This window comes from Streptomyces sp. NPDC000151, from assembly GCF_040301705.1.
In the GTDB taxonomy this organism is placed as follows: Bacteria; Actinomycetota; Actinomycetes; order Streptomycetales; family Streptomycetaceae; genus Streptomyces.
The window spans coordinates 1-24,166 of the sequence record NZ_JBEPFC010000043.1 but is presented as its reverse complement, the minus strand read 5'-3'; the positions used below and the strand labels follow the sequence as shown (position 1 = coordinate 24,166).

The window sequence follows — 24,166 nt, the reverse complement described above, 5'->3', positions numbered from 1 at the left end:
TCCTCCTTGTCCTCCCCTGCGCTCTCCCCGGCCGCCCGGCTGCGCGGCTTCCGTCCGCCGTGGCTGTCCCCGAAGGTCTTCCGTACCGAGGTACTGGCCGGCCTGGTCGTCGGCCTCGCGCTGATCCCGGAGGCGATCTCCTTCTCGGTCATCGCCGGCGTCGATCCCAAGATCGGGCTGTTCGCGGCCTGCACCATGGCCATGGTGATCGCCTTCGTCGGCGGCCGGCCCGCGATGATCTCCGCCGCCACCGGCGCCGTGGCCCTGGTCGTGGCGCCGGTCACCCGCGAGTACGGCCTCGGTTATCTGATCGCGACCGTCATCCTGGCCGGCGTCTTCCAGATCGTCCTCGGCGCGCTGGGCGTGGCGAAGCTGATGCGGTTCGTACCGCGCTCGGTGATGATCGGCTTCGTCAACGCGCTGGGCATCCTGCTCTTCACCGCCCAGATACCCAATCTGCGCGACGTGCCGTGGGCGGTCTACCCGTTGGTGGCGGCCGGTCTCGCCCTGATGGTGTGCTTCCCCAAGGTCACCAAGGCCGTGCCCGCGCCGCTCGTCTCCATCGTGATCCTCACGGTCATCACCGTGGCGGCCGGGATCGCCGTCCCCACCGTCGGCGACAAGGGCAAGCTGCCCTCCTCGCTGCCCGTACCGGGCCTCCCGGACGTCCCGTTCACCCTCCACACCCTCACCGTCATCGCCCCCTACGCGCTGGCGATGGCGCTGGTCGGGCTGATGGAGTCGCTGATGACGGCGAAGCTGGTGGACGAGATCACCGACACCCGCTCCGACAAGACCCGCGAATCCATCGGCCAGGGCATCGCCAACATCGTCACCGGCTTCTTCGGCGGCATGGGCGGCTGCGCGATGATCGGCCAGACGATGATCAACGTCAAGAACGGCGCCCGGACCCGGCTGTCCACCTTCCTCGCCGGCTTCTTCCTCCTGATCCTCTGCATCGTCCTCGGCCCGGTCGTGTCGAAGATCCCGATGGCCGCGCTGGTCGCCGTGATGGTCCTGGTCTCGGTCGGCACCTTCGACTGGCACTCCGTCCGGCCCGCCACGCTCAAGCGCATGCCGGCCGGCGAGACGGCGGTCATGGTGCTCACCGTCGCCGTCGTGGTCGCCACCGACAACCTCTCCATCGGCGTGGTCGTCGGCTCGGTCACCGCGATGGTCGTCTTCGCGCGCCGCGTCGCGCGCGTGGCCGACGTCACCGCGGTCACCGACCCCGACGGCACGCAGGTCGTCTACTCCGTCACCGGCGAGCTCTTCTTCGCCTCGTCCAACGATCTGGTGACCCGGTTCGACTACGCCGGCGACCCGGACAAGGTCGTCATCGACCTGACCGCCGCCCACATCTGGGACGCCTCCTCCGTCGCCGCCCTGGACGCGATCGAGAGCAAGTACTCCCAGCGCGGCAAGACCGTCGAGGTCATCGGCCTGAACGAGCCCAGCGCCCGGCTCCACAAGACCCTCAGCGGCGAACTCACGGCCGCCCACTGACAGGCGCCGCGTCGCGCCTCGACCGGCCCGACCGGCCCGACCGGGTCCCGGCGCGGCCGGGCCGGTTGCCGGGCCGGTTGAGCAGGACGAGCAGGGCGCAGCACAGCACCGCCAGTACCGCGGCGCCGGCCAGCAGACGGGGCATCGGGAAGCTGCCGCTGAGCGTGCTGAGCAGCAGCGGGGCGAACATCCCGAGGTAGGCGAGGCTCCAGAAGTACGACGTGAGGCGGGCCAGCCCGGCGGGCGCCGCGAGGGCGGCGGCGGTGCCCAGGCCGTACGTGAGGACCAGCCCGTACCCCGCACCCAGCACCGCCCCGGCGACCAGGCCGAGCACCGGCTGCTGGTGCACGACAGCCGGCCCGGCGAGGACGAAGCCCGCGGCCATCACCAGCAGCCCGGCGACCGAGCTGAGCAGCCGGCTGCGCGCGCTCAGCCGCCGCGCCAGCGGCTGGACCGCCACCCCCGCACCGGGGACGACGGCGGTCGCCACCCCTGCGTACACCACCTCCCAGCCGCGCAGCCCCCCGTCCACCAGCCCGGGAAGCGTGGCGAACCCGACCATCGGCCCGGCGAACACCCAGGGCGCCATCGGCAACACGGCCCGCCAGAAGCCGGGGCGGGCCAGGGGGGTGCGGGTGCGGGTACGGGTACGTGTGCGTCGGGCGGAGTCCGGGGCCGCGGCGGTACGGCCGGGGTCCGTGCCCGCGGCGGTACGGCCGGAGCCGGTACCCACGAGGCCCGCGGCGCCCGCGGCGGCCCCGACGCCCGCGGCGGCCCGGTCGGCGGCGGCTGGCCAGGTCTCCGGGCTCCCCTGGGCAAGCCCCCGGGCGAGTACCGCCAGCACCAGATGCGGCAGATAGGCGAGCACCATCGGGTGGGGCGCCCACTGGGCGATCAGCGCGGCGGCGAGCCCGCCCGAGGCGAAGCCCAGCGAGACGAAGACGCCGGAACGCCGGGCGGCCACCGTCTCCGCGCCCGCCGGCGCGTACGGCGGCGAGGAGAGCTCCTTCACCCAGGCCCCGCCGGCCGCCAGCAGCGCCCCCGCGCTGATCCCGGTGAGCAGCCGGCCGGGCGCCAGCCAGAGCGTCGAGCCGGCGCCGAACATCAGCAGCAGCGTGGCCACCGCGTTGAGCGTGAGGGCACCGAGCGCCACCGGGCGCCGTCCGTACCGGTCGGAGAGCGGGGCCGCGGCGAGCAGCCCCGGTATCAGCCCCACCGCGTACACCGCGAGCAGCGCGTTGACCGCGGCATCCGACAGCCCGGCGCCGGCCCGGTAGGCGCCGAGCAGCGCGGCGAACTGGTTGGCGCTCCAGCCCGAGGCGGTCATCATCAGCGCCGTCCGCAGGCCGTAGCGGCGAGGGGCGGACGAAGCGGGGGCGGGCGGGGCTGGGGCGAGCCCGGCGGCATCGGTACTGGTCACGGAACCCTTTGTACGACCCACCGGCCGCCCCCCGCCGCCCGCCTTCACGAATCGTGAACGGTCCGCCGCCCCGGCCGTGACCGCGCCGTATCCTGGGAAATCATGGACCTCCGGCTGCTCGCGTCATTCCTGGCCGTCGTCGAGGAACAGCACTTCGGCCGGGCGGCGGCCCGCCTCTTCCTGTCTCCGCCCGCCGTCACCCAGCACATCCGCCGCCTGGAGAGCGAGCTGGGCACCCCGCTGCTGCACCGCAATCCGGTACGGCCGACCGCCGCCGGCGTACGCCTCGCCGAGCACGCCCGCACGCTGCTGGCCGCGGCGGACGCGGCGGTCGAGGACGTCCACGAGGCGGTGCGCCGGGAGCGGGAGGCGACCGCGCGCCCGCTGCGCGTCGGCATCATGGGGCACGGTTCGGCGGAGATCACCCCGGCCGCGGTGAACGCCTATCGCAGGGCCCGGCCCGAGGTCCCCGTCGAGGTGATCCAGCTGAACTTCACCGAGCACGTCTCGGCGCTGGTGGAGGACCGGGTGGACCTGGCCTTCATCCGGCCGATGCCCGACGACGACCGGCTGGTCGGCGACGCGCTCCTCACCGAGCAGCGCATCGTGGTCGTCCCCGGCTCGGCGCCGCTCGCCGACGCCCGCACCGAGGGCGTACGCGTCGCCGACCTGGCCGACCTGCCGATCTTCCGGGTCCCCGACCACACGCCGGCGATCTTCAAGGACTACCTCTACTTCCACAACGAGGCCGCCCGCCGCGGCCGCAGCGTGGCCCTCTTCCCGCAGGAAGTCCTCACCGGCGTCCTCACCGGCCACGGCGCCGGCTCCGGCCTCCGCTCCTTCGCCCGCTACTACAACTGGCCCGGCGCGGTCTTCGTCCCCGTACTGGACGCCCCACCCGAGTCCAGCCACCTCGCGGCCCGCGCCCACGACCTCAACCCGGAAGTAGCCGTCTTCCGCGCCCTCGCCACCACCCTCGCCCGCGAACTGGCCCCCCGCATCAACAACATGCCACTGCCCTGACCTCACGTACCAACCAGAAGACCACCCACATGGCCACCCATACGGCCACCCATACGGCCACTCATATGCCCTGCAAGACTGTCGGCATGACCTTCCGGAGTAGGCCCTTCACTCGTCCCGCCACCCGCGGGCTCACGGCCCTACTCGCCGCCTGCGCCGCCGCGTTGGCCCTGACCGGCTGCGGAGACAAGAACTCCGGTGGCGGCTCCCGAGCCGGATTCATCAAGGGCCAGGACGGCTTCGACACGGTTCCCGCCGCCGATCGAAAGCCGGCTCCGGACATACGCGGCACGACAACGCGCGGTAAACCACTGAACATTGACGACTACCGGGGGAAGGTCGTCGTTCTCAACATCTGGGGCTCCTGGTGCGGGCCATGCATCGCCGAGGCGCCCCACTTCGCCAAAGTCGCCGAGGAAACCCGGAGCAAGGGCGTGCAATTCGTCGGCATCAACACCCGTGACAGCAGCACGAGTCAGGCTGTCGGCTTCGAAGAGACGCACAAGATGCCGTACCCCAGCCTGTTCGACCCGTCGGGCAAGCTCATGCTGCGGTTCCCCAAGGGCAGCCTCAACCCACAGTTCCTGCCGTCGACCATCGCCATCGACCGCCGGGGCCGGACCGCGGCACGAGCCATCGGCCCCCTCGGCGAGCGCCAGCTGCGCGAGATGCTCAAGCCTCTGATCGCCGGTAGTTGAGAGACCGCTCTCCCCTCGCGCTGTGACCCCCCTCACTTGAGGCCGCTTTGCCGAGATCGTCTCCCGACCGGCTCCCAAAGCCGCCGCCGAAGCCGCAGAAACAGCAAGGGGCCTGACCCGCTCTCGCGGATCAGGCCCCTTGACCTGTGTTTCTTCAGTCGGGGTGGCGGGATTTGAACCCACGACCTCTTCGTCCCGAACGAAGCGCGCTGCCAAGCTGCGCTACACCCCGAAGCAACGAGCTCTACTTTAGCGGACCGATCCCCGTACGCGAAATCCGGTATCCGGGGCGCGGGGGAGCGGGCCTGAACTGGTCGATTGCCAGGAGGGCCGCGGCGAGGAAGTAGAGGGCCAGGAGGCAGAGGAGGGCGTGGGCCAGGACGGTTGGGTAACCGTGGGTGGCGGCGTTCAGGAAGGGCCACGGATAGCGGCCGGGGGTGCCCGGGGCGAGCAGGGCGCCGCGGAGGACGGCGAAGAGGAGGTACAGGGCCGGGTAGGCGAGCCACTGCCAGGTGTGGCGGAGGCGGTACTGACGCGGAGCGGTCAGGAGGAGCCAGTCCAGTACGGCACCGAGCGGGGCGACCGTGTGCAGGAGCTGGTCGGCGACGGTGCCGGTGGCGGAGGAGCCGTCGGGGAGCGTGGAGTCGCCGGGGGCCGGCGCCGGGAGGGTGTGGTGGAGGACGGCGGCGGCGAGTACATAGAGGAGGAGGGCGCCGGTGATCCGGGGGGAGACGGGGCGGCGGCCGCTCCCGGCGCGGTACGCGGACCACAGGGCGCAGAGCGCGAAGGCGGCGCCGGCCTGGACGGAGAAGTCGCTGAGTACGCGCGGCGGGTCGGCGGAGAGGCTGATCTCCAGGGCGACGCCGGTGGCCGCGGCCGCGGCGAGCAGGACGCGCAGGAGGGCGGCGAGCGGACGGCGGGCGTGCGGCGCGACCGCGGAGGACGGGGTGAGCGCCGAGGCGCCGGCCGGGCCGGTCGCGTAGTGCGAGGAACGGGTGGGGTCGGACCGGGTCGGGTCGATCATCCCTCCACGCTAGACGGGTTATGGGGGGATTGGGGACGGTACGGGGAGGCTGGATCGTGCCGGAGTCGGGCTGAAGCTGGGCCGAAGCCGGGCTGGGGTGACACCGCCTGGCCTGTACTGGATCGCCGCAGGCCGGAGCCCGGGGCCGGCACGTGATCGTGCGGCCCCCGGCCCCCGGTGGCCGGACCGCTCAGGCGCGTTCCGTCAGTGTCAGCAGGGTCGCCTCGGGCGGGCAGGCGAAGCGGACGGGGGTGTAGCGGTTGGTGCCGCAGCCGGCGGAGACGTGCAGGTAGGAGGTGTGCTCGCCGGCGGTGTGGGTGGAGAGGCCCTTGACCCGGCCCGTGTCCAGGTCGCAGTTGGTGACCAGGGCGCCGTAGAAGGGGACGCACAGCTGGCCGCCGTGGGTGTGCCCGGCGAGGACCAGCGGGTAGCCGTCGGCGGTGAAGGCGTCGAGCGAGCGCAGGTACGGGGCGTGTACGACGGCGAGGGAGAGGTCGGCGCCCTCCTCGGGGCCGCCGGCCACCTCTGCGTACCGGTCGCGCTTGATGTGCGGGTCGTCCAGGCCGGTCAGCGCGATCTCGATGCCCTCGAGCTTCAGGCGGCCGCGGGTGTTGGACAGGCCGACCCAGCCCGCCGCGTCGAAGGCGTCCCGCAGCTCTTCCCACGGGTTGTGGACGACGCCGACGGCGGGCGCGTTGCCGTTCAGTCCGTGCCGGCCCTGGACCTTTTCGATCAGGTAGCGGGCGGGGTTGCGCAGTTTCGGTCCGTAGTAGTCGTTCGAGCCGAAGACGTACGTGCCCGGGAACTCCATCAGCGGGCCCAGCGCGTCCAGTACCTCCGGCACCCCTTCGGGGTCGGAGAGGTTGTCGCCGGTGTTGACGACGAAGTCGGGGCGGAGGCCGGCCAGCGACTGCAGCCAGCGCTGCTTCTTGCGCTGCCCGCCGACCATGTGGATGTCGGACACCTGCAGGACCCGCAACGGCCGCATGCCGCGCGGCAGTACGGGGATCGTCACCCGCCGCAGCCGGAAGGACCGGGCCTCGATGCCGGCGGCGTAGGCGAGGCCGGCCGCGCCGACCGCCGTGAGGGACAGGGGTACTCCGTATCGCGCGCGCATGGTTCCCATCGTGGCAGAGAGCGGGAGCGGGAACATCATGGGGCGGGATGATCTTGCCGCAGCGCGACCGCCGATGTGGTTCTTACGACCGCCGACGCGGTTCGGACGACTGCCGACGCGGTTCGTACGGCCGCCGACGTGGTTCGGACGACCGCCGATGCCTGCTTGCGACCGCTGACAGTCCTCTTCGGCATGTTTCCGTACGGGCGTCAGCGCTCTCCGGAGCGCGGTCCGGCCCGATAACTCCGCGCGGTACCCGTCGGGCCCTGGCAAACTTGGGTCATGACCACGCTCAAGACGAAGCTGCAGGACGACCTCACCGCAGCGATCAGGGCGCGCGACGAACTGCGCTCCTCCACCCTCCGCCTCACGCTGACCGCGATCCAGAAGGAGGAGGTCGCGGGGACCGCGGCACGCGAGCTGTCGGACGGCGAGGTCGAGAAGATCATCGCGCGCGAGGCGAAGAAGCGCCGCGAGGCCGCCGAGGCTTTCGAGACGGGCGGCCGGGCCGAGCAGGCCGCGCGCGAGCAGGCGGAGGGCGAGGTGCTCGCCGAGTACCTCCCCAAGCAGCTCACGGACGACGAGCTGGAGCAGCTGGTCGCCGAGGCGGTCGCGGAGGCCAAGGGCAGCGGCGCCGAGGGCCCGAGGGCCATGGGCGCCGTCATGAAGATCGTGAACCCCAAGGTCGCGGGCCGCGCCGAGGGCGGCCGGGTGGCCGCCACGGTGAAGAAGCTGCTCGCGGGCTGAGCGCCCTTGACGGGCCGGCCGCGCTCGACGGGCCGATCGTGCCCGGCGGGCCGATCGCGTCCGGCGGGCTGACCGCGCACTGATGTGGAAAGGGGCGCCCCTCCGAGGAGGGGCGCCCCTTTCCACATCCATGCGTCACGCGCGTCAGTTACCCGCCGCCCGGCTCACCGTTTGTGGCCGTGTCCGTTCCCGCCGCCCGGCCAGTTCCAGCCGCCGTTGCCCCCGCCCTCTATGACGTCCGGCAGGTCGGGGAGGTCGATGTGGCCACCGCCGGGCTTGTTGTCGTGCGAGCCGGCCGGCGGCTTGGCCCGGTTCTTCTTCTTGCCCTTGGGGTCGCGGATCGGCACCGTGTGGAAGCCCGGCGCCGGCTTCCCGGCGAGCGCCCCGGCCATCGCGTCGCGCCAGATCGGCCCCGGTACCTGGCCGCCGAAGACCTTGTCGTACGGGCGGCCGCCGATGTTGATGTCGACCATCCGCCGCTTGTGCTCGGGGTCGCCGACCCACACCGCGCCCGCCATGTTCGGGGTGTAGCCCACGAACCAGGCGGCGTAACGGCCGTCCGTCGTACCGGTCTTGCCCGCGCTGGGCCGGCTGCTGAGGCCGGCCTCCTTGCCGGTGCCGTCCTCGACGACGCCCTGCAGGAGGGTGTTTATGGTGTCGGCCGTCTTCTCCGACATGGCCCGGTGGCAGCTGGTCCGCGGGACCTTCATCGCCTTGCCGTTCGGGCCGGTGATCGACTCGATGGCGACCGGCGTGCAGTACTCGCCGCGGTTGGCGAACGCGGCGTACCCCGCCGCCATGGTCAGCGGCGACATCTCCTGGGTGCCCAGGGTGATCGAGGGCACCTGGTCGATGTCCTTGCCGTCGGCCCGCTTGATGCCCATCTTGTCGGCCATCTTCGTGACCGGGCAGATGCCGACGTCGCTGATCAGCGACACGAAGTAGGTGTTGACCGACTTCGCGGTCGCCTCCTTCATGCCGTACGGGCCCTTCTCGCTGCGGTTCTCGTTCTCCACCGGCGCGCTGCCCGACCACTGTCCCTTACAGGTGGACACCGGACTCGGGTACTGCATCTTGTACGGGGAGGGGTACACCTTGTTCGGGCTGACGCCCTGCTCCAGCGCGGCCGCCGCGATCACGGGCTTGAAGGTCGAGCCCGGCTGGTAGCCCGCGCCGCCGCCCATGTCGCCGTCCACGGACAGGTTCATCTGCGTCTGGTGCGTCTTGAAGCCGTACGGCCGGGACTGGCCCATGCCGCGGATCTTGCCGCTGCCCGGCTCGACCAGCGCCGCCGCGGTGGCGACCGGGTCGGAGTCGTACACGTGATCGCTGACCGACTTCTGTACGGACTTCTGGGCCTGCGGGTCCAGCGTCGTACGGATCGTCATGCCGCCGCGCTGCCAGCGGGCCAGCCGCGCCTTGGGGGTCTTGCCGAAGACCGGGTCGTTGAGGAACGCCTCGCGGACGTAGTCGCAGAAGAAGCCGGCGCCGTCGACGGCGGTGATGCAGCCGTTGCGCGGGGTGCTGACGTGCAGCTCGATCGGCTTCTTCGCGGCGGCGTCGGCCTGCGCCTGAGTGACGTCGTGGACGTCGGCCATCCGCTGCAGGACGGTGTTGCGCCGCTTGGTGGCCTCCTCCGGGTCGTTGACCGGGTCGTACCGGCTCGGCGACTGGACGATTCCGGCCAGCAGCGCCGACTCCTGGAGGTTCAGGTCCTTGGCGGGCTTGCTGAAGTACCGCTGGGCGGCGGCCTCGACGCCGTACGCCTGCTGCCCGAAGAAGGTGATGTTCAGGTAGTTCTGCAGGATCTTCTTCTTGCCCAGCTCCTTCTCGACCTGGATCGCGTACTTCAGCTCCCTGACCTTGCGGCCGATGGTCTGCTGGGTGGCCTCCGCGACCTTGTCCGGGTCGTTGCCCGCCTCCTCGACGAAGACGTTCTTCACGTACTGCTGGGTCAGCGTCGAGGCGCCCTGGGAGACCCCGCCGGACTGCGCGTTCTTGTTGACCGCGCGCAGGATGCCCTTCATGTCGACCGCGCCGTGCTGGTAGAAGCGCGAGTCCTCGATGGCGACGATCGCCTTCCGCATGTACGGGGAGATGTCCTTCAGGTCCACCACCGTGCGATTGCGGAAATAGACCTTGGCGATCTCGCCGCCGTTCGCGTCCAGGATCTTCGTCTGCTGGCTCAGCGGTGGCGTCTTCATATTGGACGGGATGTCGTCGAACCCCTCGACCGTCCCCTTGGCGGCGAGGCCCAGCGCGCCGGCGGCGGGGAGAGCCAGGCCCGCCAGCACGGCTCCGGCCAGGACACTCACGCCGAGGAACTTCGCGGCCTGCTGGGTCGCGGTGAGGCCGCCACCGTCGCGCTTCTTACCCATGAGGGCACCCTACGTTCTCAATCACCGGACAGGGGCGCATCTGTTCGCTTACTCTGTTCACGCCTGTCACTCGAACGTGGTTCCGCACCAGCACATCACCTTTTTCTGCCGCGGGGCCGGTGACCGGATTGCCCGCATGTGTCGCCCGCGCTCGTCCGTGACCTGTGGGAAACACCCTGAACTGTCCTGGCCTGCCAGAAAAGCGACGTATGCCCTGCGCTCACTCCGTTGGGTGATCTGCCGCATACGCATAGTCCGTTCGGACCATTCAAGATTGGGCCCGAAGGGGGTGTTGCGCCCTGCCTGCCTTCCGTAACGTCCTCAACTGGCAACGGTGAATATGCCGGTTGCCGCCGTGGGGGAGCCTCGATTCGGGAGAGGACGGCGCCAGCATGAGCTGGGTAACCGACTGGAGTGCACAGGCAGCCTGCCGCACGACCGATCCGGATGAGCTGTTCGTTCAAGGGGCAGCGCAGAACCGCGCCAAGGCGGTCTGCACCGGATGCCCCGTGCGGACCGAATGTCTCGCCGACGCGCTGGACAACCGCGTCGAATTCGGCGTGTGGGGCGGGATGACGGAGCGCGAGCGGAGGGCCTTGTTGCGCCGCCGCCCGACCGTCACCTCGTGGCGCCGGCTGCTGGAGACGGCACGTACGGAATACGAGCGCAGCGCGGGAATTCTCGTGGACTGCGAAGACGAGGAGTACGACAACAACTTCGCCGCGGTCGGCTGAGCCGGCCCGTGGTGTGCCCGGCCCGTCGGTCGGGACATGAATACCCGGCGCAGATCCGGCCGGGTCAGGTGAGCGCCGACTGCGGCATGGCCGTCGGCGCTTGAGTCGGCCTTTTGAGTCGACGCGCGAGATGCGCGACGGCTTGTTGAGCTGACGCGCGCGGTTACCGCCTTTACTTGCCGTGTTCACCAGCGTGGTGCGGGTGCCGACGCGGCGGCGGAATCGGCCGCCGGTGGGCACCGGAGCACGAAGGCCGGTGCGTGATGCGTCGGCCCGGTGGGTGCGCGGTTTTGCTGCGCCTGTGTGTCTGCAGGGCGTGTCTGCGGGCCGCCTCGGCCTATGTCAGCCGGCGTCGCTCACGTCGCTCGCGTTGCCTGTGTCGCTCGTCTTGTCCGCGTCGCTCGTCCCGTCGGTGTCGGCGGGGCCGGACGCGAGGCGGTCGCCGATCTCGCGCAGTCCCGCGACGTCATGGACGTCACCGGGCAGAGCGGCGATCTCGGCCACCGGTACTTCAGGGTGCAGCGCGGTGAAGCGGTCGCGGGTGCGCCGCTCGCGCGCGAGCACCTGCATGCGTTCGGCATGCAGGGTCAGCAGGCCGGCGGCGAGTCGGGCCGACCGGGCCTCGGGAGACTGCTTCGATTCGGGAGTTGCGGAAGGGTCTTGCTCGTGCAGCGCCGGCGCAGCGGGGGAGGGAGCGTCGGCGGTACGTGATCCAGCCTTCCCGCCCTCGAGATCCACAATTCCGCCGTCGCCAAGATTTTCGGCGCCGTCTCCGTCCGCCGGTGCGGAGTTCCCCGCTCCGGTCATGTCGGTCAGCGCTTCGACCGCCGCCAGTGCCCGTTCAGCGCTCAACTGGTCGGCGCCGCTGCCGTGTACGCGGTTCAGTACGAGGCCGGCCAGCGGCATCTGCTCGGCGGCCAGCCGCTCCACGAAGTACGCCGCTTCGCGCAGCGCGTCCCGCTCCGGTGCGGCCACGACCAGGAAGGCGGTCCCGGGGGCCTGCAGCAGCCGGTACGTGGCGTCCGCGCGGGTACGGAAGCCGCCGAACATGGTGTCCATGGCGGCCACGAACGTCTGGACGTCCTTGAGCAGTTGGCCGCCCATGAGCTTGCTGAGCGTCCCGGTCATCATCGACATGCCGACATTCAGGAACTTCATCCCGGCCCGGCCGCCGACCTTCGCGGGCGCCATCAGGACCCGGATGAACTTGCCGTCCAGGAAGGACCCCAGCCGCTTGGGCGCGTCCAGGAAGTCCAGCGCCGACCGGCTCGGCGGGGTGTCGACGATGATCAGGTCCCACTCGTCGCGGGAGCGCAGCTGGCCCAGCTTCTCCATGGCCATGTACTCCTGCGTGCCGGCGAACCCGGCCGACAGGGACTGATAGAAGGGGTTGTCCAGGATCGCCCTGGCCCGCTCCTTGTCCGCGTGCGCCTCGACGATCTCGTCGAACGTACGTTTCATGTCCAGCATCATCGCGTACAGCTCGCCCCGGCCTCCGGGGCCGCTCACGCCCTTGACCTGACGCGGGACGTTGTCCAGCTCGGAGATGCCCATCGACTGCGCGAGCCGGCGGGCCGGGTCGATGGTGAGGACGACGGCCCGTCGGCCGCGTTCCGCCGCGCGGACGCCCAGTGCGGCCGCCGTGGTGGTCTTCCCGACGCCGCCCGAGCCGCAGCAGACGACGATGCGGGTCTGCGGGTCGTCGAGCAGCGCGTCCACGTCCAGATGCGGAGCCGAAGCGTCCAAGGTCGTGTACTCCGATGTCATATCGGTCCCTGTTTCCGCAGTTCCCGGGCCAGCCGGTAGAGCCCGGCCAGGTCCACGCCCTCGGCCAGCAGCTCCAGTTCGTACGTCGGCAGCCCGAGCCCGGTGATCTCGGTGTGTTCCGCACTCTCCAGCGCGACCCGCTCGGCGTGCTCGCGGGCCTGCTCCAGCAGCGGATCGATGAGCCGCTCCGCGCGGCCGCCACGGCGTGCGCCGCCCAGTCCGGCGCCGGAGAGCGCCGCCGCGATGCCCGTACGGGCCCCGTTCGCGGCCAGGTCCACCTCGTCGGGGGCCAGCACCGTGGGCCGGACCATGTTGATGACCACGCCACCCACCGGCAGCCCGGCGGCGCGCAGTTCGGCGACGCCGTCCACGGTCTCCTGGACCGGCATCTCCTCCAGCAGCGTCACCAGATGGACGGCCGTCTCGGGTGACTTCAGTACGCGCATGACGGCCTGCGCCTGATTGTGGATCGGGCCGATCTTCGCGAGCCCGGCCACCTCGTCGTTGACGTTCAGGAAGCGCGTGATGCGGCCCGTGGGCGGCGCGTCCATGACGACCGCGTCGTACACGAAGCGCCCGTTCTTCTCCTTGCGGCGGACGGCCTCGCACGCCTTGCCGGTCAGCAGGACGTCCCGCAGCCCGGGTGCGATGGTCGTGGCGAAGTCGATCGCGCCGAGCTTCTTCAGGGCGCGTCCGGCTCCGCCGAGCTTGTAGAACATCTGGAGGTAGTCGAGGAGCGCGCGCTCGGCATCGATGGCCAGCGCGTGCACCTCGCCGCCCCCAGGGGATACGGCGATCTTGCGCTCCTCGTAAGGCAGCGCCTCGGTCTCGAACACTTGGGCAATGCCCTGCCGGCCCTCGACCTCGACCAGGAGGGTGCGTCGCCCCTCGGTGGCCAGGGCGAGCGCGAGGGCAGCGGCGACCGTGGTCTTGCCGGTACCGCCCTTGCCGCTGACGACATGGAGCCTGCTCACGCCATGGAGCCTAACCAGTCCGCCCGGCTGCTACGCACGAGACGCCGGGCCTGTCGCGTATGCCACGGTCCGGCGCGCGCCTTCGGGGGCGGCGGCAGACGCGTACAGGGGCGCTGCGGACGCGCGTCCTCGGGCGCCGTGTACAGGCATTACGCTCGCCCCATGACGAAGTGGGAATACTCGACCGTGCCGCTGCTGGTGCACGCGACGAAGCAGATTCTGGACACCTGGGGCGAGGACGGCTGGGAGCTGGTCCAGGTCGTGCCCGGCCCGAACAACCCCGAGCAGCTGGTTGCCTACCTGAAGCGGGAGAAGCAGGCATGAGCCGGGTCGAGGACAAGATCGAGTCGCTCGGCCTGAAGCTCCCCGACGTCGTGCCGCCGCTGGCCGCCTACCAGCCGGCCGTGCGCTCCGGTAACTACGTCTTCACCTCCGGACAGCTGCCGATGGTGGACGGCGCGCTGCCGGCCACCGGCAAGGTCGGCGCCGAGGTCGGCGCCGAGCAGGCCAAGGAGCTGGCCGGCGTCTGCGCGCTGAACGCGCTGGCCGCCGTGAAGTCCGTGACCGGCGACCTGGACAAGATCGTCCGGGTCGTGAAGGTCGTCGGCTTCGTGGCGTCCGCGCCGGACTTCACGGGCCAGCCCGGCGTCATCAACGGCGCGAGCGAGCTGCTCGGCGAGATCCTCGGCGACAAGGGCGTGCACGCCCGCTCCGCGGTGGGCGTGGCCGTACTGCCGGTCGACGCGCCGGTCGAGGTCGAGATCCAGGTCGAGATCGCGGACTGAGCGGTTCCCCGACCGAGACGATTCGTCCGCCCCGCCGCCCCGCCGTCGCGCCTGTACGTAGAGCGCGAGGCGGGGCGGCGTCGTCAGGGCAGTGCGACCGTGCCCCACCCGGTTCACCCCCCTACCCCTCCGGGTATGGGTTGAGTGGGGCCCCACGCCCGCGCCCATGTATGCGCGCCGCCCGCTCCCCAAACCTCCGCGCGAAGCCCCCGCCTGCACCGGGCCCCCTCGAACATCCGCGCGTGAACGCATAGCATCCGGCCATGTCGACGACGACCAATGGCCAGTGGTATCCGCCCGAATGGCCGGACCGGATCAGAGCGCTCGCCAGTGGTGAGCTGACGCCGGTCGCGCCCCGCCGTGCGGCCACCGTCATGCTGCTGCGCGATTCCGGCCACGGACCGGCCGTACACATGCTGCGCCGGCGCGCCTCCATGGCCTTCGCGGGCGGCGCGTACGCGTATCCGGGCGGCGCCGTCGACCCCCGTGACGAGCGGCCCGTCGCCTGGGCCGGGCCCTCGCGCGCCGAGTGGGCGGCCCGGCTGGGCGTCGAGGAGTCCGTCGCGCAGGCGGTGGTCTGCGCGGCCGTCCGCGAGACCTTCGAAGAGGCCGGGGTGCTGCTCGCCGGGCCGTCCGCCGGCACCGTCGTCGCCGACACCACGGGGGACGACTGGGAGGCCGACCGGGCCGCGCTCGTCGACCGTGAGCTGTCCTTCGCCGACTTCCTGGACCGCCGCGGCCTGGTGCTGCGCAGCGACCTGCTGGGGGCCTGGGCGCGCTGGATCACCCCCGAGTTCGAACCGCGGCGCTACGACACCTGGTTCTTCGTCGCCGCGCTCCCCGAAGGCCAGCGCACCCGTAACGCGTCCACGGAGGCCGACCGTACGGTGTGGACCCGGCCCGCCGAGGCGGCGGCCGGCTACGACCGCGGCGAGCTGCTGATGATGCCGCCGACGATCGCCACGCTGCGCACCCTGGAGCCGTACGGCAGCGCCGCCGACGCGCTCGCCGCCTCGGGCCGGCAGGACCTCGCGCCCGTACTGGCGCGCGCGGAGTTCGTGGAGGGGCGGATCGTGCTGAGCTGGCCGGGCCACGAAGAGTTCACCAAACACATCCCCCCGGGGGCGGCGGCCGGCAACGGTGGCGCCGCACCCGGCTCCCCCGAAGGGCCCGCCGCATGACCGACGCAGCCGCACTTCCCGGACAGCCTCGCGGCGGCGTGCTCTCGGGCGCCGCGACCGCCCGCGCGTACTGCGTACTGGCGCCGAACCCGTCCGCGATGACCCTGGACGGCACCAACACCTGGATCGTCGCCGAGCCGGACTCCGACCGCGCGGTGGTCATCGACCCGGGACCGCTGGACGAACGCCACCTGAAGGCGGTCGTCGAGACCGCCGAACGGGCCGGCAAGCGCGTCGCGCTCACCCTGCTCACCCACGGGCACCCCGACCACGCCGAGGGCGCCGCCCGCTTCGCCGAGCTGACCCGTACGCCGGTACGGGCCCTGGACCCCGCGCTGCGCCTCGGGGACGAGGGCCTGGGCGCCGGGGACGTGATCACGACCGGCGGCCTGGAGCTGCGCGTCGTCCCCACGCCCGGGCACACCGCCGACTCCCTCTCGTTCCACCTGCCGGCCGACGCCGCCGTGCTGACCGGGGACACGATCCTGGGGCGCGGTACGACGGTGGTGGCGCACCCGGACGGCCGCCTCGGCGACTATCTGGACTCGCTGCGGCTGCTGCGCTCCCTCACGGTCGACGACGGCGTGACCACGGTCCTGCCGGGCCACGGGCCGGTGCTGAACGACGCGCAGGGGGCCGTGGAGTTCTACCTCGCGCACCGGGCCAAGCGGCTCGCCCAGGTGGAGACGGCGGTCGAGGCGGGCCACCGTACGGCCGCGGACGTCGTCGCCCACGTGTACGCGGACGTCGACCGCTCCCTGTGGCCCGCGGCCGAGCTGTCCGTACGGGCGCAGCTGGACTACCTGGGGGAGCACGGGCTGGTCTGAGGGCGGCGGCGCGCGCGTCCTCAGGGCGGGGACGCGGTGTCCGGGGGCAGCGACGCGCGCGTCCGAGGACGGGCGATATGCACTCCGGGGCGATGCCCCCATGCGAAAGGGCCCCGCACGGAGGCGGGGCCCTTCGCGTACGTGCGCTGACGCGCAGCGGTCAGCGCGACCGCTTGGCGAGGCGTTCGACGTCCAGGAGGATCACCGCGCGGGCCTCCAGGCGCAGCCAGCCGCGGCCGGCGAAGTCCGCGAGCGCCTTGTTGACCGTCTCGCGGGAGGCGCCGACCAGCTGGGCCAGCTCCTCCTGGGTCAGGTCGTGCACGACGTGGATGCCTTCCTCGGACTGCACGCCGAAGCGGCGCGACAGGTCCAGGAGGGCCCGCGCCACACGGCCCGGAACGTCGGAGAAGACCAGGTCGGACATCTGGTCGTTGGTCTTGCGCAGCCGTCGGGCGACGGCGCGCAGCAGGGCCGTGGCCACCTCGGGGCGCGCGTTCAGCCAGGGCTGGAGGTCGCCGTGGCCCAGGCCGAGCAGCTTCACCTCGGTGAGCGCCGTGCCCGTGGCCGTGCGCGGGCCCGGGTCGAAGAGGGACAGCTCACCGATGAGCTCACCGGGGCCGAGGACGGCGAGCATGTTCTCGCGGCCGTCGGGGGAAGTGCGGTGCAGCTTCACCTTGCCGTCGGTGACCACGTACAGGCGGTCGCCCGGGTCCCCTTCGTGGAACAGGGCGTCACCACGGGCAAGCGTGACCTCGGTCATCGAGGCACGCAGCTCGGCAGCCTGCTCGTCATCGAGCGCCGCGAAGAGCGGTGCGCGCCGCAGAACGTCGTCCACGAGTTCTCTCCTTGTCGACATGCTCCGGGTGACGTAGGTCCCCATCATGCCGGAATGCAAAACAGTGCGATCAATCACAAGGATGCCGGACAGGTGTCCGCCGCCATAAGGCAGGGGGCCGATTGGGGGCGCGATTCTTGGTGATCGGGCCGGATGTCAGTGGGTGGCCTTAGTCTGGCCGAGTGTCCAATACGCCGGTGAGAGCACAGGACTAGGGGGCCGGACGAGTGAGCGCAGACCATGATTCTGCTGTGGGCGAACAGGCGAGCGCGAATGCCGCGAAGCCTCCGAAACGGGACTCCGAGCCGTCCGGGGCCGCTACCGCCAAAAGGGCGCCGACGGGGAAAAAGGCCCGGGTGACGGAGCCGGCGGAGACCGCCGCGCCGACCTCGGCGGACCCGGCCACGGGTGACGGACCGACCCGCAGGAATCCGGCCACCACGAGCGAGCGGACCGCAGCCGCGAAGAAGACCGCCACGGCCGCGAGGAAGACGGCTGCGTCCTCGAAGACCGCAGCGAAGAAGACCGCCACGGCCGCCAAGAAGACGGCCGCCAAGAAGACGCCGGCGAAGAAGGCCCCCGCCAAGAAGGCCGCCCCCGCCGCCCGGAAGCCCGAGTCGCGGGTCGCCATGGTCCGCCGCGCCCGCCGGATGAACCGCGAGCTCGCCGAGGTGTATCCGTACGCCCACCCCGAGCTGGACTTCCGTAACTCCTTCGAGCTGCTGGTCGCCACGGTCCTGTCGGCCCAGACCACCGACCTGCGGGTCAACCAGACCACCCCGGCCCTCTTCGCCGCGTATCCGACGCCCGAGGACATGGCCGCCGCCGACCCCGAGGCGCTGGAGGAGCTGATCCGTCCGACCGGCTTCTTCCGGGCGAAGGCGCGGTCCCTGCTCGGCCTGTCGGTCGCGCTGCGCGACCGGTTCGGCGGCGAGGTGCCGGGCCGGCTGGAGGACCTGGTGACCCTGCCCGGCGTCGGCCGCAAGACCGCCAACGTCGTGCTCGGCAACGCCTTCGGCGTCCCCGGGCTCACGGTCGACACGCACTTCGGGCGGCTGGTCCGCCGCTTCGGCTGGACCACCCAGGAGGACCCGGAGAAGGTCGAGGCGGAGATCGCCGAGATCTTCCCCAAGAGCGAGTGGACGATGCTCTCGCACCGCCTGATCTTCCACGGCCGCCGCGTCTGCCACTCCCGCAAGCCCGCCTGCGGCGCCTGCCCCATCGCGCCGCTGTGCCCGTCGTACGGCGAGGGCGAGATGGACCCGGAGAAGGCGAAGAAGCTGCTCAAGTACGAGATGGGCGGCAAGCCGGGGCAGCGGCTGCGGCCCCCGGCCGGCTTTCCCGGCGAGCCCGCGCCCCCGCTGGGGGCCGCATGACGCACGGATGACGCCAGGACGGCTCCGGGGCGGGTCCGTGGGTGACCATCGCAACGAGGGCCTGAGGGGGCGCGTATGACGAGAGCACAGGAGACGGCGCAGGGGATGTGCGGACAGGACGCGTACGGACGGCAGACGGACGGTCAGGGGGCGTACGGAGCGCAGGCGGCCGGCACGGGGGCGGCCGCCCTGGACATCCGTGTCACCACCGAGGGCCTGCCGGAGTGGCTGCGCCCGGTGGCCGACGCGGCGGCGACGGTCCGGCCGCAGCAGCTGAGCCGCTTCCTGCCGCCCGCGACCGGCGGCCGGCAGTCCGCGGTGCTGATCCTCTTCGGCGAGGGCGCCGGCGGCCCGGAGCTGCTCCTCATGGAGCGTTCCGGGACGCTGCGCTCGCACGCGGGCCAGCCGTCCTTCCCGGGCGGCTCGCTGGACCCGGAGGACGGCGATCCGGAGGGTGACGGTCCGCTGCGGGCCGCGCTGCGCGAGGCGTGGGAGGAGACCGGCCTGGACCCGTCCGGTGTGCAGCTCTTCGGGGTGCTGCCCCGGCTCTACATCCCGGTCAGCGGCTTCGTGGTGACGCCGGTGCTCGGCTGGTGGCGCGTGCCCAGCCCGGTCGGCGCGGTCGACCAGGCCGAGACGGCCCGGGTGTTCACGGTCCCCGTGGCCGATCTCACGGACCCCGCGCACCGCGTGACGACCCGCCATCCGAGTGGCCACGTCGGCCCGGCCTTCACCGTCGAAGGCGCTCTGGTCTGGGGTTTCACCGCCGGTCTCATCGACCGCATCCTGCATTACGCGGGGTGGGAAGTGCCCTGGGACCGGGACAAGCAGGTCCCGCTCGACTGGCGCTCGTGAGACGGTGTCGGGCGTGAACGTCCTGGACATCCTGCTGTTGGTCGCCGCCGTGTGGTTCGCGGTCGTCGGTTATCGCCAAGGTTTCGTCGTCGGCATCCTGTCCGTGATCGGCTTCCTCGGCGGCGGTCTGATCGCGGTCTACCTGTTGCCCGTGATCTGGAACGAAGTGACCGAGGACGCCACACCGGGCTCCTTCGCCGCCATCGCGGCGGTCGCCATCGTGATCGTGTGCGCCTCCGTGGGCCAGGCGCTCACCACCCACTTGGGCAACAAGCTCCGGCGGTACATCACCTGGTCACCGGCGCGCGCCCTGGACGCGACGGGCGGCGCGCTGGTGAACGTCGTGGCGATGCTGCTGGTGGCCTGGCTCATCGGCTCGGCCCTGGCGGGCACGTCCCTGCCGACGCTGGGCAAGGAGGTCCGTAACTCCAAGGTGCTGCTCGGCGTGTCCCGGGTGATCCCGGCGCAGGCCGACACCTGGTTCGCCGACTTCTCCTCGGTCCTCGCGCAGAACGGCTTCCCGCAGGTCTTCACGCCGTTCTCGAACGAGCCGATCCAGGAGGTGCGGCCGCCCGACCCGGCGCTGGCCGGCAGCCCGGTCGCGGCCCGTGCGAAGCAGTCCATCGTGAAGGTCGTCGGCACGGCCACCAGCTGCGCCAAGGTCCTGGAGGGCAGCGGCTTCGTCTTCGCGCCGCACCGCGTGATGACCAACGCGCACGTCGTCGGCGGCGTGACCGACCCGACCGTACAGATCGGTGGCCGGGGCCGGATCCACAGCGCGAAGGTCGTGCTCTACGACTGGCGGCGGGACATCGCCGTACTGGACGTCCCCGACCTGCAGGCGCGTCCGCTCCGCTTCACCGACCAGGACGCGCGCAGCGGCAACGGCGCCATCGTCGCCGGCTTCCCGGAGAACGGCGGCTACGACGTCCGCTCGGCCCGCGTCCGCGGCCGCATCCAGGCCAACGGCCCGGACATCTACCACCACGGCACGGTCGCGCGCGATGTGTACTCCCTCTACGCCACGGTCCGGCAGGGCAACTCCGGCGGCCCGCTGCTCACCCCGGCCGGCGAGGTCTACGGCGTGGTCTTCGCCAAGTCCCTCGACGACGACAGCACCGGCTACGCCCTGACGGCCGACGAGGTCCGCACCGACATCGAGCGGGGCCGTACGGCCCGGCGGACGGTCGACAGCCAGGGCTGCGCGATGTGAGAAAGAGCCCCGGGGCGGCTGCGAAGGCTCCCCGGGGTTTCCGGGGGCCCAGGCCCTGCGCGGTGCGTCCGCCGTCCTGTGAGCCCGTTCTGCGGGCTCCCGGCGGCGCGGCCCGGGAAGTGGCGGTCAGCTCCGCGGGTGCCGGAGCCGCGCGGTCATCCAGCGCGCACGGCGGCGCAGGATCCGCGGAATGCCGAGTGGGTCGGCGAGCGCATGAGGTCCACCCGCCCGGAGGTCCGGGGCGCTCCTCTCCTTGGTGCCCAGCGCAGCGGCGTTGCTGCGGCGGTTGCGTGCCACGTCACGGTAGTCGTGCGTCCAGCCCATACCCTCGACTCTGCCCGTGCCCCGCGGTCCGTAACCGCACCGGTGTCGGTCAATTGGCCTATGCGCGAGGCAAGTGGCTGTTCGACAAACGCACGTTCCCCACCGTTCGGCGGAGCGTTGCGGCGGCTTCCGGCGCACCGATGAACGGGCGAGCCGCGAGGTCACCGGTCCGGCTCGGAATCCTTGAGCCAGTTGATGAGCTCGGTGGTGAAGGCGACCGGATCCTCCTCGTGCGGGAAGTGCCCCAGGCCGTCGAAGAGGCGCCAGCGGTACGGCGCTTCGACGTACTCCCCGGAGCCGGCCGCGCTGCGGGTACGCATCACCGGGTCGAGCGAACCGTGCAGGTGCAGCGTCGGCACCCGCACCGGCCACTTCATCCGGCGGTTGAACTGGATCCCGTCCGGCCGCGCCATCGACCGCACCATCCAGCGGTACGGCTCGATCGAGCAGTGCGCCGTGGAGGGGATCGTCATGGCCTTCCGGTACGCCTCGACCGCGTCGTCCTCGGGCAGCCGGGGCCCGGACCAGTCCCGGATCAGCCGTCCCACCAGCGCCGCGTCGTCCGCCACCAGCGCCCGTTCGGGCAGCCAGGGCCGCTGGAAGCTCCAGATGTGCGAGGACCGGCGGCTCTGCTTGGCGTCGGAGAGCATGGCCGAGCGCCAGCGGCGGGGGTGCGGCATCGAGGCAACCGCGAGCCGCCGCACGAGCTTGGGCCGCATGACCGCGGCCGTCCAGGCCAGGTAGCCGCCCAGGTCGTGTCCGACGAGCGCGGCGTCCGGCTCGCCGAGGGAGCGCACCACTCCGGTGATGTCCAGCGCGAGGTTGGCCGGGTCGTAGCCGCGGGGCGTGCGGTCGCTGCCGCCCACGCCCCGCAGGTCCATCGCCACCGCCCGGAAGCCCGCCTCGGCGAGCGCGGGCAGCTGGTACCGCCAGGTCCACCAGAACTGCGGGAAGCCGTGCAGCAGCAGTACCAGCGGCCCGTCGCCCATCTCGGCGATGTGGAAGCGCGCGCCGTTGGCCGCGACGTCCCGGTGCGTCACTTCGTGCCCGCCGGGGATGTCGAGCCGTACGACCGAGGCGGGCGAGAGTGCCGGCGAGGATGCGGAAGCCGTCATACGGCCGAGCGTGTCACACTCTCGACCGCCGGGTGCTCCTCCACGGCCTGGCGCGGGTGCGGCTTGACGTTCCCCAGGACGGCCGCCGTCTGCTTGGCCGAGGCGACGGTCTTCTGCGGGCCCTTGCCCGCCTTGGCCTTCTTGAAGAACACCAGCGCGATCAGGCCGAGCAGCCCGGCGACCAGGACGTTGGCCGCGAAGGACAGCAGGAAGCAGACCGAGAGGTGCCAGCCGCTCCATGCCTGGATGCCGTAGGCCAGCGCGAAGCTGAGCATTGGCAGGGAGAAGAGCAGCACGATGGCCGCCGCCCCGCCGGCCAGCCCGCCGACGCCGGCCCGCTTCACGTCGTTCCGCAGCTCGGCCTTGGCCAGCGCGATCTCGTCGTGCACCAGTGCGGAAACTTCGGTGGTGGCGTGGGCCACCAGCTGTCCGAGGCTGCGGTCCGCGCCGCGGTCCGCGCCGTCGTCTGCTGTGCTCATCGACTGCTCCCGTTCTCTGTCTCCTGGATGAATACCTCTCAGATCATGCCGGACCATCCTGCCCGGAGTCGGGGGCGGCGGCCACCTCGGCCCGTCGTCGGTGTTCGGCCGCCTTCGCTTCGTAGAGGTCGGCCATCCGAAGGTGGTACGCGGGGCTGTCCTCTTCGTAGATGTCCGGGATGCCGTCGAGGTCCTCGTCCCGGTTCTCCTCCTCGTACAGCCGCCGGTACTTGGCGTTGCGGATCTTCAGCAGCACCGTGGCCAGTACGGCCGCTATCAGCGAGCCGGTCAGCACGGCGGCCTTGATCTCGTCGGTGAGCACCGGGTCGGCGGAGAACGCCAGCTCGCCGATGAGCAGCGAGACCGTGAAGCCGATGCCGGCCAGCGCCGACACCGCGAAGACATCCGGCCACTTGAGCTCCGGGTTGAGCGAGGCCCTGGTCAGGCGGGTGGTGAGCCACGTACCGCCGAAGATCCCGACCGCCTTGCCGAGGACCAGGCCGAGCACCACGCCGAGCGTCTCCGGCTTGGTGAAGACGTCGTGCAGCGCGCCGCCGGAGACGGAGACGCCGGCCGAGAAGAGGGCGAACAGCGGTACGGCGAGACCGGCCGACAGGGGGCGCACGAGGTGCTCGATGTGCTCGCCGGGGGAGTGCGGCTCGCCCTCGCGCCGGTGGCAGCGGAGCATGAGCCCCATCGCGACGCCCGCGATGGTCGCGTGCACGCCGCTGTTGTACATCAGGCCCCAGATGACCAGCGCGAGCGGTACGTAGACGTACCAGCCCCGGACGCCCTTGCGCAGCAGTACGTAGAAGACCACGAGGCCCAGCGCCGCGCCGCCGAGCGCCCAGAAGTTGATCGTGGAGGTGAAGAAGACCGCGATGATCAGGATGGCGAAGAGGTCGTCGACGACGGCCAGGGTCAGCAGGAAGGCGCGCAGCGCGGACGGCAGCGACGTGCCGATGACGGCCAGGACGGCCAGCGCGAAGGCGATGTCCGTCGCGGTCGGGACGGCCCAGCCGTCCAGTGAGCCGCCGCTCGTGGCGTTGACGACGGTGTAGACGACCGCGGGCATGACCATGCCGCACAGCGCGGCGATGACGGGCAGCGCCGCGGCCTTGGGGTCGCGCAGCTCGCCCGCGACAAGCTCGCGCTTGAGCTCGATGCCGGCCACGAAGAAGAAGACCGCCAGCAGGCCGTCGGCCGCCCAGTGTTCTGCCGAGAGGTCCAGGCCGAGGGAGGCCGGGCCGAAGTGGAAGCCGCGTACCGCCTCGTAGCTGTCGCCGAGCGGGGTGTTGGCCCAGAGGAGCGCGATCACCGCGGCGGCCAGCAGCAGGACACCGCCCACGGTCTCCGTACGGAGGAGGTCCGCGAGGTAGTTCCGCTCGGGCAGGGACATCCGCCCGAGGAAGACGGAACGGCGGGGGGTGGGCGAACTCACGCGGTGACCTCCGGGGCGGCAGCTGTGCATGGCTGTTGCAGTTGCCGACCAGACTTCCCGGCGCACCCAGTTCGTTCGCGCGTTTCTTGACGCGTTCTTCACTCTACCCGGACGGCGCAGGAACGATCCAGCGATCTTCACGTTACGGGCATATGGGGCGATGGGCCGCGTGACGTGCGGCGGGTGGCGGGCCCTGTGGCGCACGGCGGCACGGCTTTCCGGGGCGCGTTGGCAGTGGCCCTCCGGCGCGCGGCCATGCCCGGCCCGCGTCCGGTCCCGCGTACGGCAGAGGGGCGGGCCCCCGGGGGTGGGGGGGGGGGCCCCCAGGGGGGGGGACAGGGGAGTAA

At 71.7% G+C, this 24,166-nt stretch carries 23 protein-coding genes and 1 tRNA gene; 12 read left to right on the top strand and 12 right to left on the bottom strand.

Going from position 1 to position 24,166, the window contains the following annotated elements; all coding sequences use genetic code 11:
• The first annotated feature begins 6 nt into the window (after positions 1-6).
• Positions 7-1,506, top strand: a complete 1,500-nt coding sequence (locus tag ABT381_RS15155; protein ID WP_351593252.1) for a SulP family inorganic anion transporter — start codon at positions 7-9, stop codon at positions 1,504-1,506.
• Here ABT381_RS15155 and ABT381_RS15150 read toward each other — a convergent pair.
• A complete protein-coding gene (locus ABT381_RS15150) occupies positions 1,490-2,926 on the bottom strand; it encodes an MFS transporter (RefSeq protein WP_351593249.1) in 1,437 nt (478 codons plus the stop codon). The two genes, ABT381_RS15155 and ABT381_RS15150, sit on opposite strands and share 17 nt — an antisense overlap.
• A gap of 102 nt (positions 2,927-3,028) precedes the next feature.
• Here ABT381_RS15150 and ABT381_RS15145 point away from each other — a divergent pair, with 102 nt between their 5' ends.
• Entirely contained in the window at positions 3,029-3,949 is a 921-nt protein-coding gene (locus ABT381_RS15145) for a LysR family transcriptional regulator (protein ID WP_351593246.1), read from the top strand.
• Between the two features lie 86 nt (positions 3,950-4,035).
• Positions 4,036-4,647 (top strand): TlpA family protein disulfide reductase, encoded by a 612-nt coding sequence (locus ABT381_RS15140; RefSeq protein ID WP_351593304.1) that lies wholly within the window; start codon positions 4,036-4,038, stop codon positions 4,645-4,647.
• Between the two features lie 158 nt (positions 4,648-4,805).
• Here the strand turns inward: ABT381_RS15140 and ABT381_RS15135 are convergent.
• From ABT381_RS15135 to ABT381_RS15125, 3 genes are all read right to left on the bottom strand, one after another.
• Positions 4,806-4,879, bottom strand: a tRNA-Pro gene (locus ABT381_RS15135).
• A gap of 12 nt (positions 4,880-4,891) precedes the next feature.
• A complete protein-coding gene (locus tag ABT381_RS15130) occupies positions 4,892-5,671 on the bottom strand; it encodes a Pr6Pr family membrane protein (protein WP_351593243.1) in 780 nt (259 codons plus the stop codon).
• Between the two features lie 190 nt (positions 5,672-5,861).
• Positions 5,862-6,788, bottom strand: a complete 927-nt coding sequence (locus ABT381_RS15125; RefSeq protein WP_351593240.1) for a metallophosphoesterase — start codon at positions 6,786-6,788, stop codon at positions 5,862-5,864.
• Between the two features lie 282 nt (positions 6,789-7,070).
• Here ABT381_RS15125 and ABT381_RS15120 point away from each other — a divergent pair, with 282 nt between their 5' ends.
• The gene (locus tag ABT381_RS15120; RefSeq protein ID WP_351593237.1) at positions 7,071-7,535 is read left to right on the top strand and encodes a GatB/YqeY domain-containing protein; all 465 of its coding nucleotides are present in this window, start codon (positions 7,071-7,073) and stop codon (positions 7,533-7,535) included.
• A 164-nt stretch (positions 7,536-7,699) separates the two neighbouring features.
• Here ABT381_RS15120 and ABT381_RS15115 read toward each other — a convergent pair whose 3' ends face one another.
• Complete coding sequence (locus ABT381_RS15115; protein ID WP_351593234.1) at positions 7,700-9,913, bottom strand: transglycosylase domain-containing protein; 2,214 nt, start codon at positions 9,911-9,913, stop codon at positions 7,700-7,702.
• Between the two features lie 392 nt (positions 9,914-10,305).
• Between ABT381_RS15115 and ABT381_RS15110 the strand changes: the two genes are divergently transcribed.
• A complete protein-coding gene (locus tag ABT381_RS15110) occupies positions 10,306-10,647 on the top strand; it encodes a WhiB family transcriptional regulator (RefSeq protein ID WP_030260093.1) in 342 nt (113 codons plus the stop codon).
• A 342-nt stretch (positions 10,648-10,989) separates the two neighbouring features.
• Here ABT381_RS15110 and bagB read toward each other — a convergent pair whose 3' ends face one another.
• Positions 10,990-12,414: an ATPase BagB gene (bagB, locus tag ABT381_RS15105; protein WP_351593230.1), complete on the bottom strand. Its 1,425-nt coding sequence runs from the start codon at positions 12,412-12,414 to the stop codon at positions 10,990-10,992.
• A complete protein-coding gene (gene bagA, locus ABT381_RS15100; RefSeq protein ID WP_351593228.1) occupies positions 12,411-13,388 on the bottom strand; it encodes an ATPase BagA in 978 nt (325 codons plus the stop codon). The genes bagB and bagA overlap by 4 nt, the downstream gene beginning before the upstream one ends.
• A 162-nt stretch (positions 13,389-13,550) precedes the next feature.
• Between bagA and sp36 the strand changes: the two genes are divergently transcribed.
• The 4 genes from sp36 to ABT381_RS15080 all read left to right on the top strand — a co-directional run bounded on the left by sp36 (position 13,551) and on the right by ABT381_RS15080 (position 16,181).
• Positions 13,551-13,712, top strand: a complete 162-nt coding sequence (gene sp36 / locus ABT381_RS15095; protein ID WP_019355547.1) for a Sp36 family protein — start codon at positions 13,551-13,553, stop codon at positions 13,710-13,712.
• Entirely contained in the window at positions 13,709-14,173 is a 465-nt protein-coding gene (locus tag ABT381_RS15090) for a RidA family protein (RefSeq protein WP_031058695.1), read from the top strand. Before sp36 ends, ABT381_RS15090 begins: the two co-directional genes overlap by 4 nt.
• A 263-nt stretch (positions 14,174-14,436) precedes the next feature.
• Positions 14,437-15,354, top strand: a complete 918-nt coding sequence (locus ABT381_RS15085) for an NUDIX hydrolase (RefSeq protein ID WP_351593226.1) — start codon at positions 14,437-14,439, stop codon at positions 15,352-15,354.
• The gene (locus ABT381_RS15080) at positions 15,351-16,181 is read left to right on the top strand and encodes an MBL fold metallo-hydrolase (protein ID WP_351593223.1); all 831 of its coding nucleotides are present in this window, start codon (positions 15,351-15,353) and stop codon (positions 16,179-16,181) included. The genes ABT381_RS15085 and ABT381_RS15080 overlap by 4 nt, the downstream gene beginning before the upstream one ends.
• Before the next feature lie 160 nt (positions 16,182-16,341).
• Here the strand turns inward: ABT381_RS15080 and ABT381_RS15075 are convergent, their stop codons facing one another.
• A complete protein-coding gene (locus ABT381_RS15075; RefSeq protein ID WP_030260115.1) occupies positions 16,342-17,016 on the bottom strand; it encodes a Crp/Fnr family transcriptional regulator in 675 nt (224 codons plus the stop codon).
• A gap of 356 nt (positions 17,017-17,372) precedes the next feature.
• Between ABT381_RS15075 and nth the strand changes: the two genes are divergently transcribed.
• The 3 genes from nth (at position 17,373) to ABT381_RS15060 (ending at position 20,460) form a co-directional block, all read left to right on the top strand.
• On the top strand, positions 17,373-18,392 hold the full coding sequence (gene nth / locus ABT381_RS15070) for an endonuclease III (RefSeq protein ID WP_351593219.1): 1,020 nt from the start codon (positions 17,373-17,375) through the stop codon (positions 18,390-18,392).
• A gap of 105 nt (positions 18,393-18,497) precedes the next feature.
• Positions 18,498-19,247, top strand: coding sequence for an NUDIX hydrolase (locus ABT381_RS15065; protein ID WP_467754830.1), 750 nt, complete (start codon positions 18,498-18,500; stop codon positions 19,245-19,247).
• A gap of 13 nt (positions 19,248-19,260) precedes the next feature.
• Positions 19,261-20,460, top strand: coding sequence for a MarP family serine protease (locus ABT381_RS15060; RefSeq protein WP_351593213.1), 1,200 nt, complete (start codon positions 19,261-19,263; stop codon positions 20,458-20,460).
• 126 nt (positions 20,461-20,586) lie between these two features.
• On the opposite strand, the gene ABT381_RS15055 is transcribed toward ABT381_RS15060, so the two are convergent.
• The 4 genes from ABT381_RS15055 to nhaA form a co-directional block, all read right to left on the bottom strand.
• A complete protein-coding gene (locus ABT381_RS15055; RefSeq protein ID WP_030260123.1) occupies positions 20,587-20,784 on the bottom strand; it encodes a hypothetical protein in 198 nt (65 codons plus the stop codon).
• A gap of 161 nt (positions 20,785-20,945) precedes the next feature.
• On the bottom strand, positions 20,946-21,899 hold the full coding sequence (locus ABT381_RS15050; RefSeq protein ID WP_351593210.1) for an alpha/beta fold hydrolase: 954 nt from the start codon (positions 21,897-21,899) through the stop codon (positions 20,946-20,948).
• Positions 21,896-22,378: a phage holin family protein gene (locus ABT381_RS15045; protein ID WP_351593207.1), complete on the bottom strand. Its 483-nt coding sequence runs from the start codon at positions 22,376-22,378 to the stop codon at positions 21,896-21,898. The genes ABT381_RS15050 and ABT381_RS15045 overlap by 4 nt, the downstream gene beginning before the upstream one ends.
• A 43-nt stretch (positions 22,379-22,421) precedes the next feature.
• Positions 22,422-23,819, bottom strand: coding sequence for a Na+/H+ antiporter NhaA (gene nhaA / locus ABT381_RS15040; protein ID WP_467754827.1), 1,398 nt, complete (start codon positions 23,817-23,819; stop codon positions 22,422-22,424).
• Between the last annotated feature and the right edge of the window lie 347 nt (positions 23,820-24,166).

Coding starts and splice junctions, on each gene's coding strand:
- ABT381_RS15080 (WP_351593223.1), top strand. CDS start 15,351: ATGACCGACGCAGCCGCACTTCCCGGACAGCCTCGCGGCGGCGTGCTC.
- ABT381_RS15090 (WP_031058695.1), top strand. CDS start 13,709: ATGAGCCGGGTCGAGGACAAGATCGAGTCGCTCGGCCTGAAGCTCCCC.
- ABT381_RS15110 (WP_030260093.1), top strand. CDS start 10,306: ATGAGCTGGGTAACCGACTGGAGTGCACAGGCAGCCTGCCGCACGACC.
- sp36 (WP_019355547.1), top strand. CDS start 13,551: ATGACGAAGTGGGAATACTCGACCGTGCCGCTGCTGGTGCACGCGACG.
- ABT381_RS15120 (WP_351593237.1), top strand. CDS start 7,071: ATGACCACGCTCAAGACGAAGCTGCAGGACGACCTCACCGCAGCGATC.
- ABT381_RS15145 (WP_351593246.1), top strand. CDS start 3,029: ATGGACCTCCGGCTGCTCGCGTCATTCCTGGCCGTCGTCGAGGAACAG.
- ABT381_RS15055 (WP_030260123.1), bottom strand. CDS start 20,784: ATGGGCTGGACGCACGACTACCGTGACGTGGCACGCAACCGCCGCAGC.
- bagB (WP_351593230.1), bottom strand. CDS start 12,414: ATGACATCGGAGTACACGACCTTGGACGCTTCGGCTCCGCATCTGGAC.
- ABT381_RS15065 (WP_467754830.1), top strand. CDS start 18,498: ATGTGCGGACAGGACGCGTACGGACGGCAGACGGACGGTCAGGGGGCG.
- ABT381_RS15125 (WP_351593240.1), bottom strand. CDS start 6,788: ATGCGCGCGCGATACGGAGTACCCCTGTCCCTCACGGCGGTCGGCGCG.
- ABT381_RS15085 (WP_351593226.1), top strand. CDS start 14,437: ATGTCGACGACGACCAATGGCCAGTGGTATCCGCCCGAATGGCCGGAC.
- ABT381_RS15130 (WP_351593243.1), bottom strand. CDS start 5,671: ATGATCGACCCGACCCGGTCCGACCCCACCCGTTCCTCGCACTACGCG.
- ABT381_RS15045 (WP_351593207.1), bottom strand. CDS start 22,378: ATGAGCACAGCAGACGACGGCGCGGACCGCGGCGCGGACCGCAGCCTC.
- ABT381_RS15050 (WP_351593210.1), bottom strand. CDS start 21,899: ATGACGGCTTCCGCATCCTCGCCGGCACTCTCGCCCGCCTCGGTCGTA.
- ABT381_RS15115 (WP_351593234.1), bottom strand. CDS start 9,913: ATGGGTAAGAAGCGCGACGGTGGCGGCCTCACCGCGACCCAGCAGGCC.
- ABT381_RS15140 (WP_351593304.1), top strand. CDS start 4,036: ATGACCTTCCGGAGTAGGCCCTTCACTCGTCCCGCCACCCGCGGGCTC.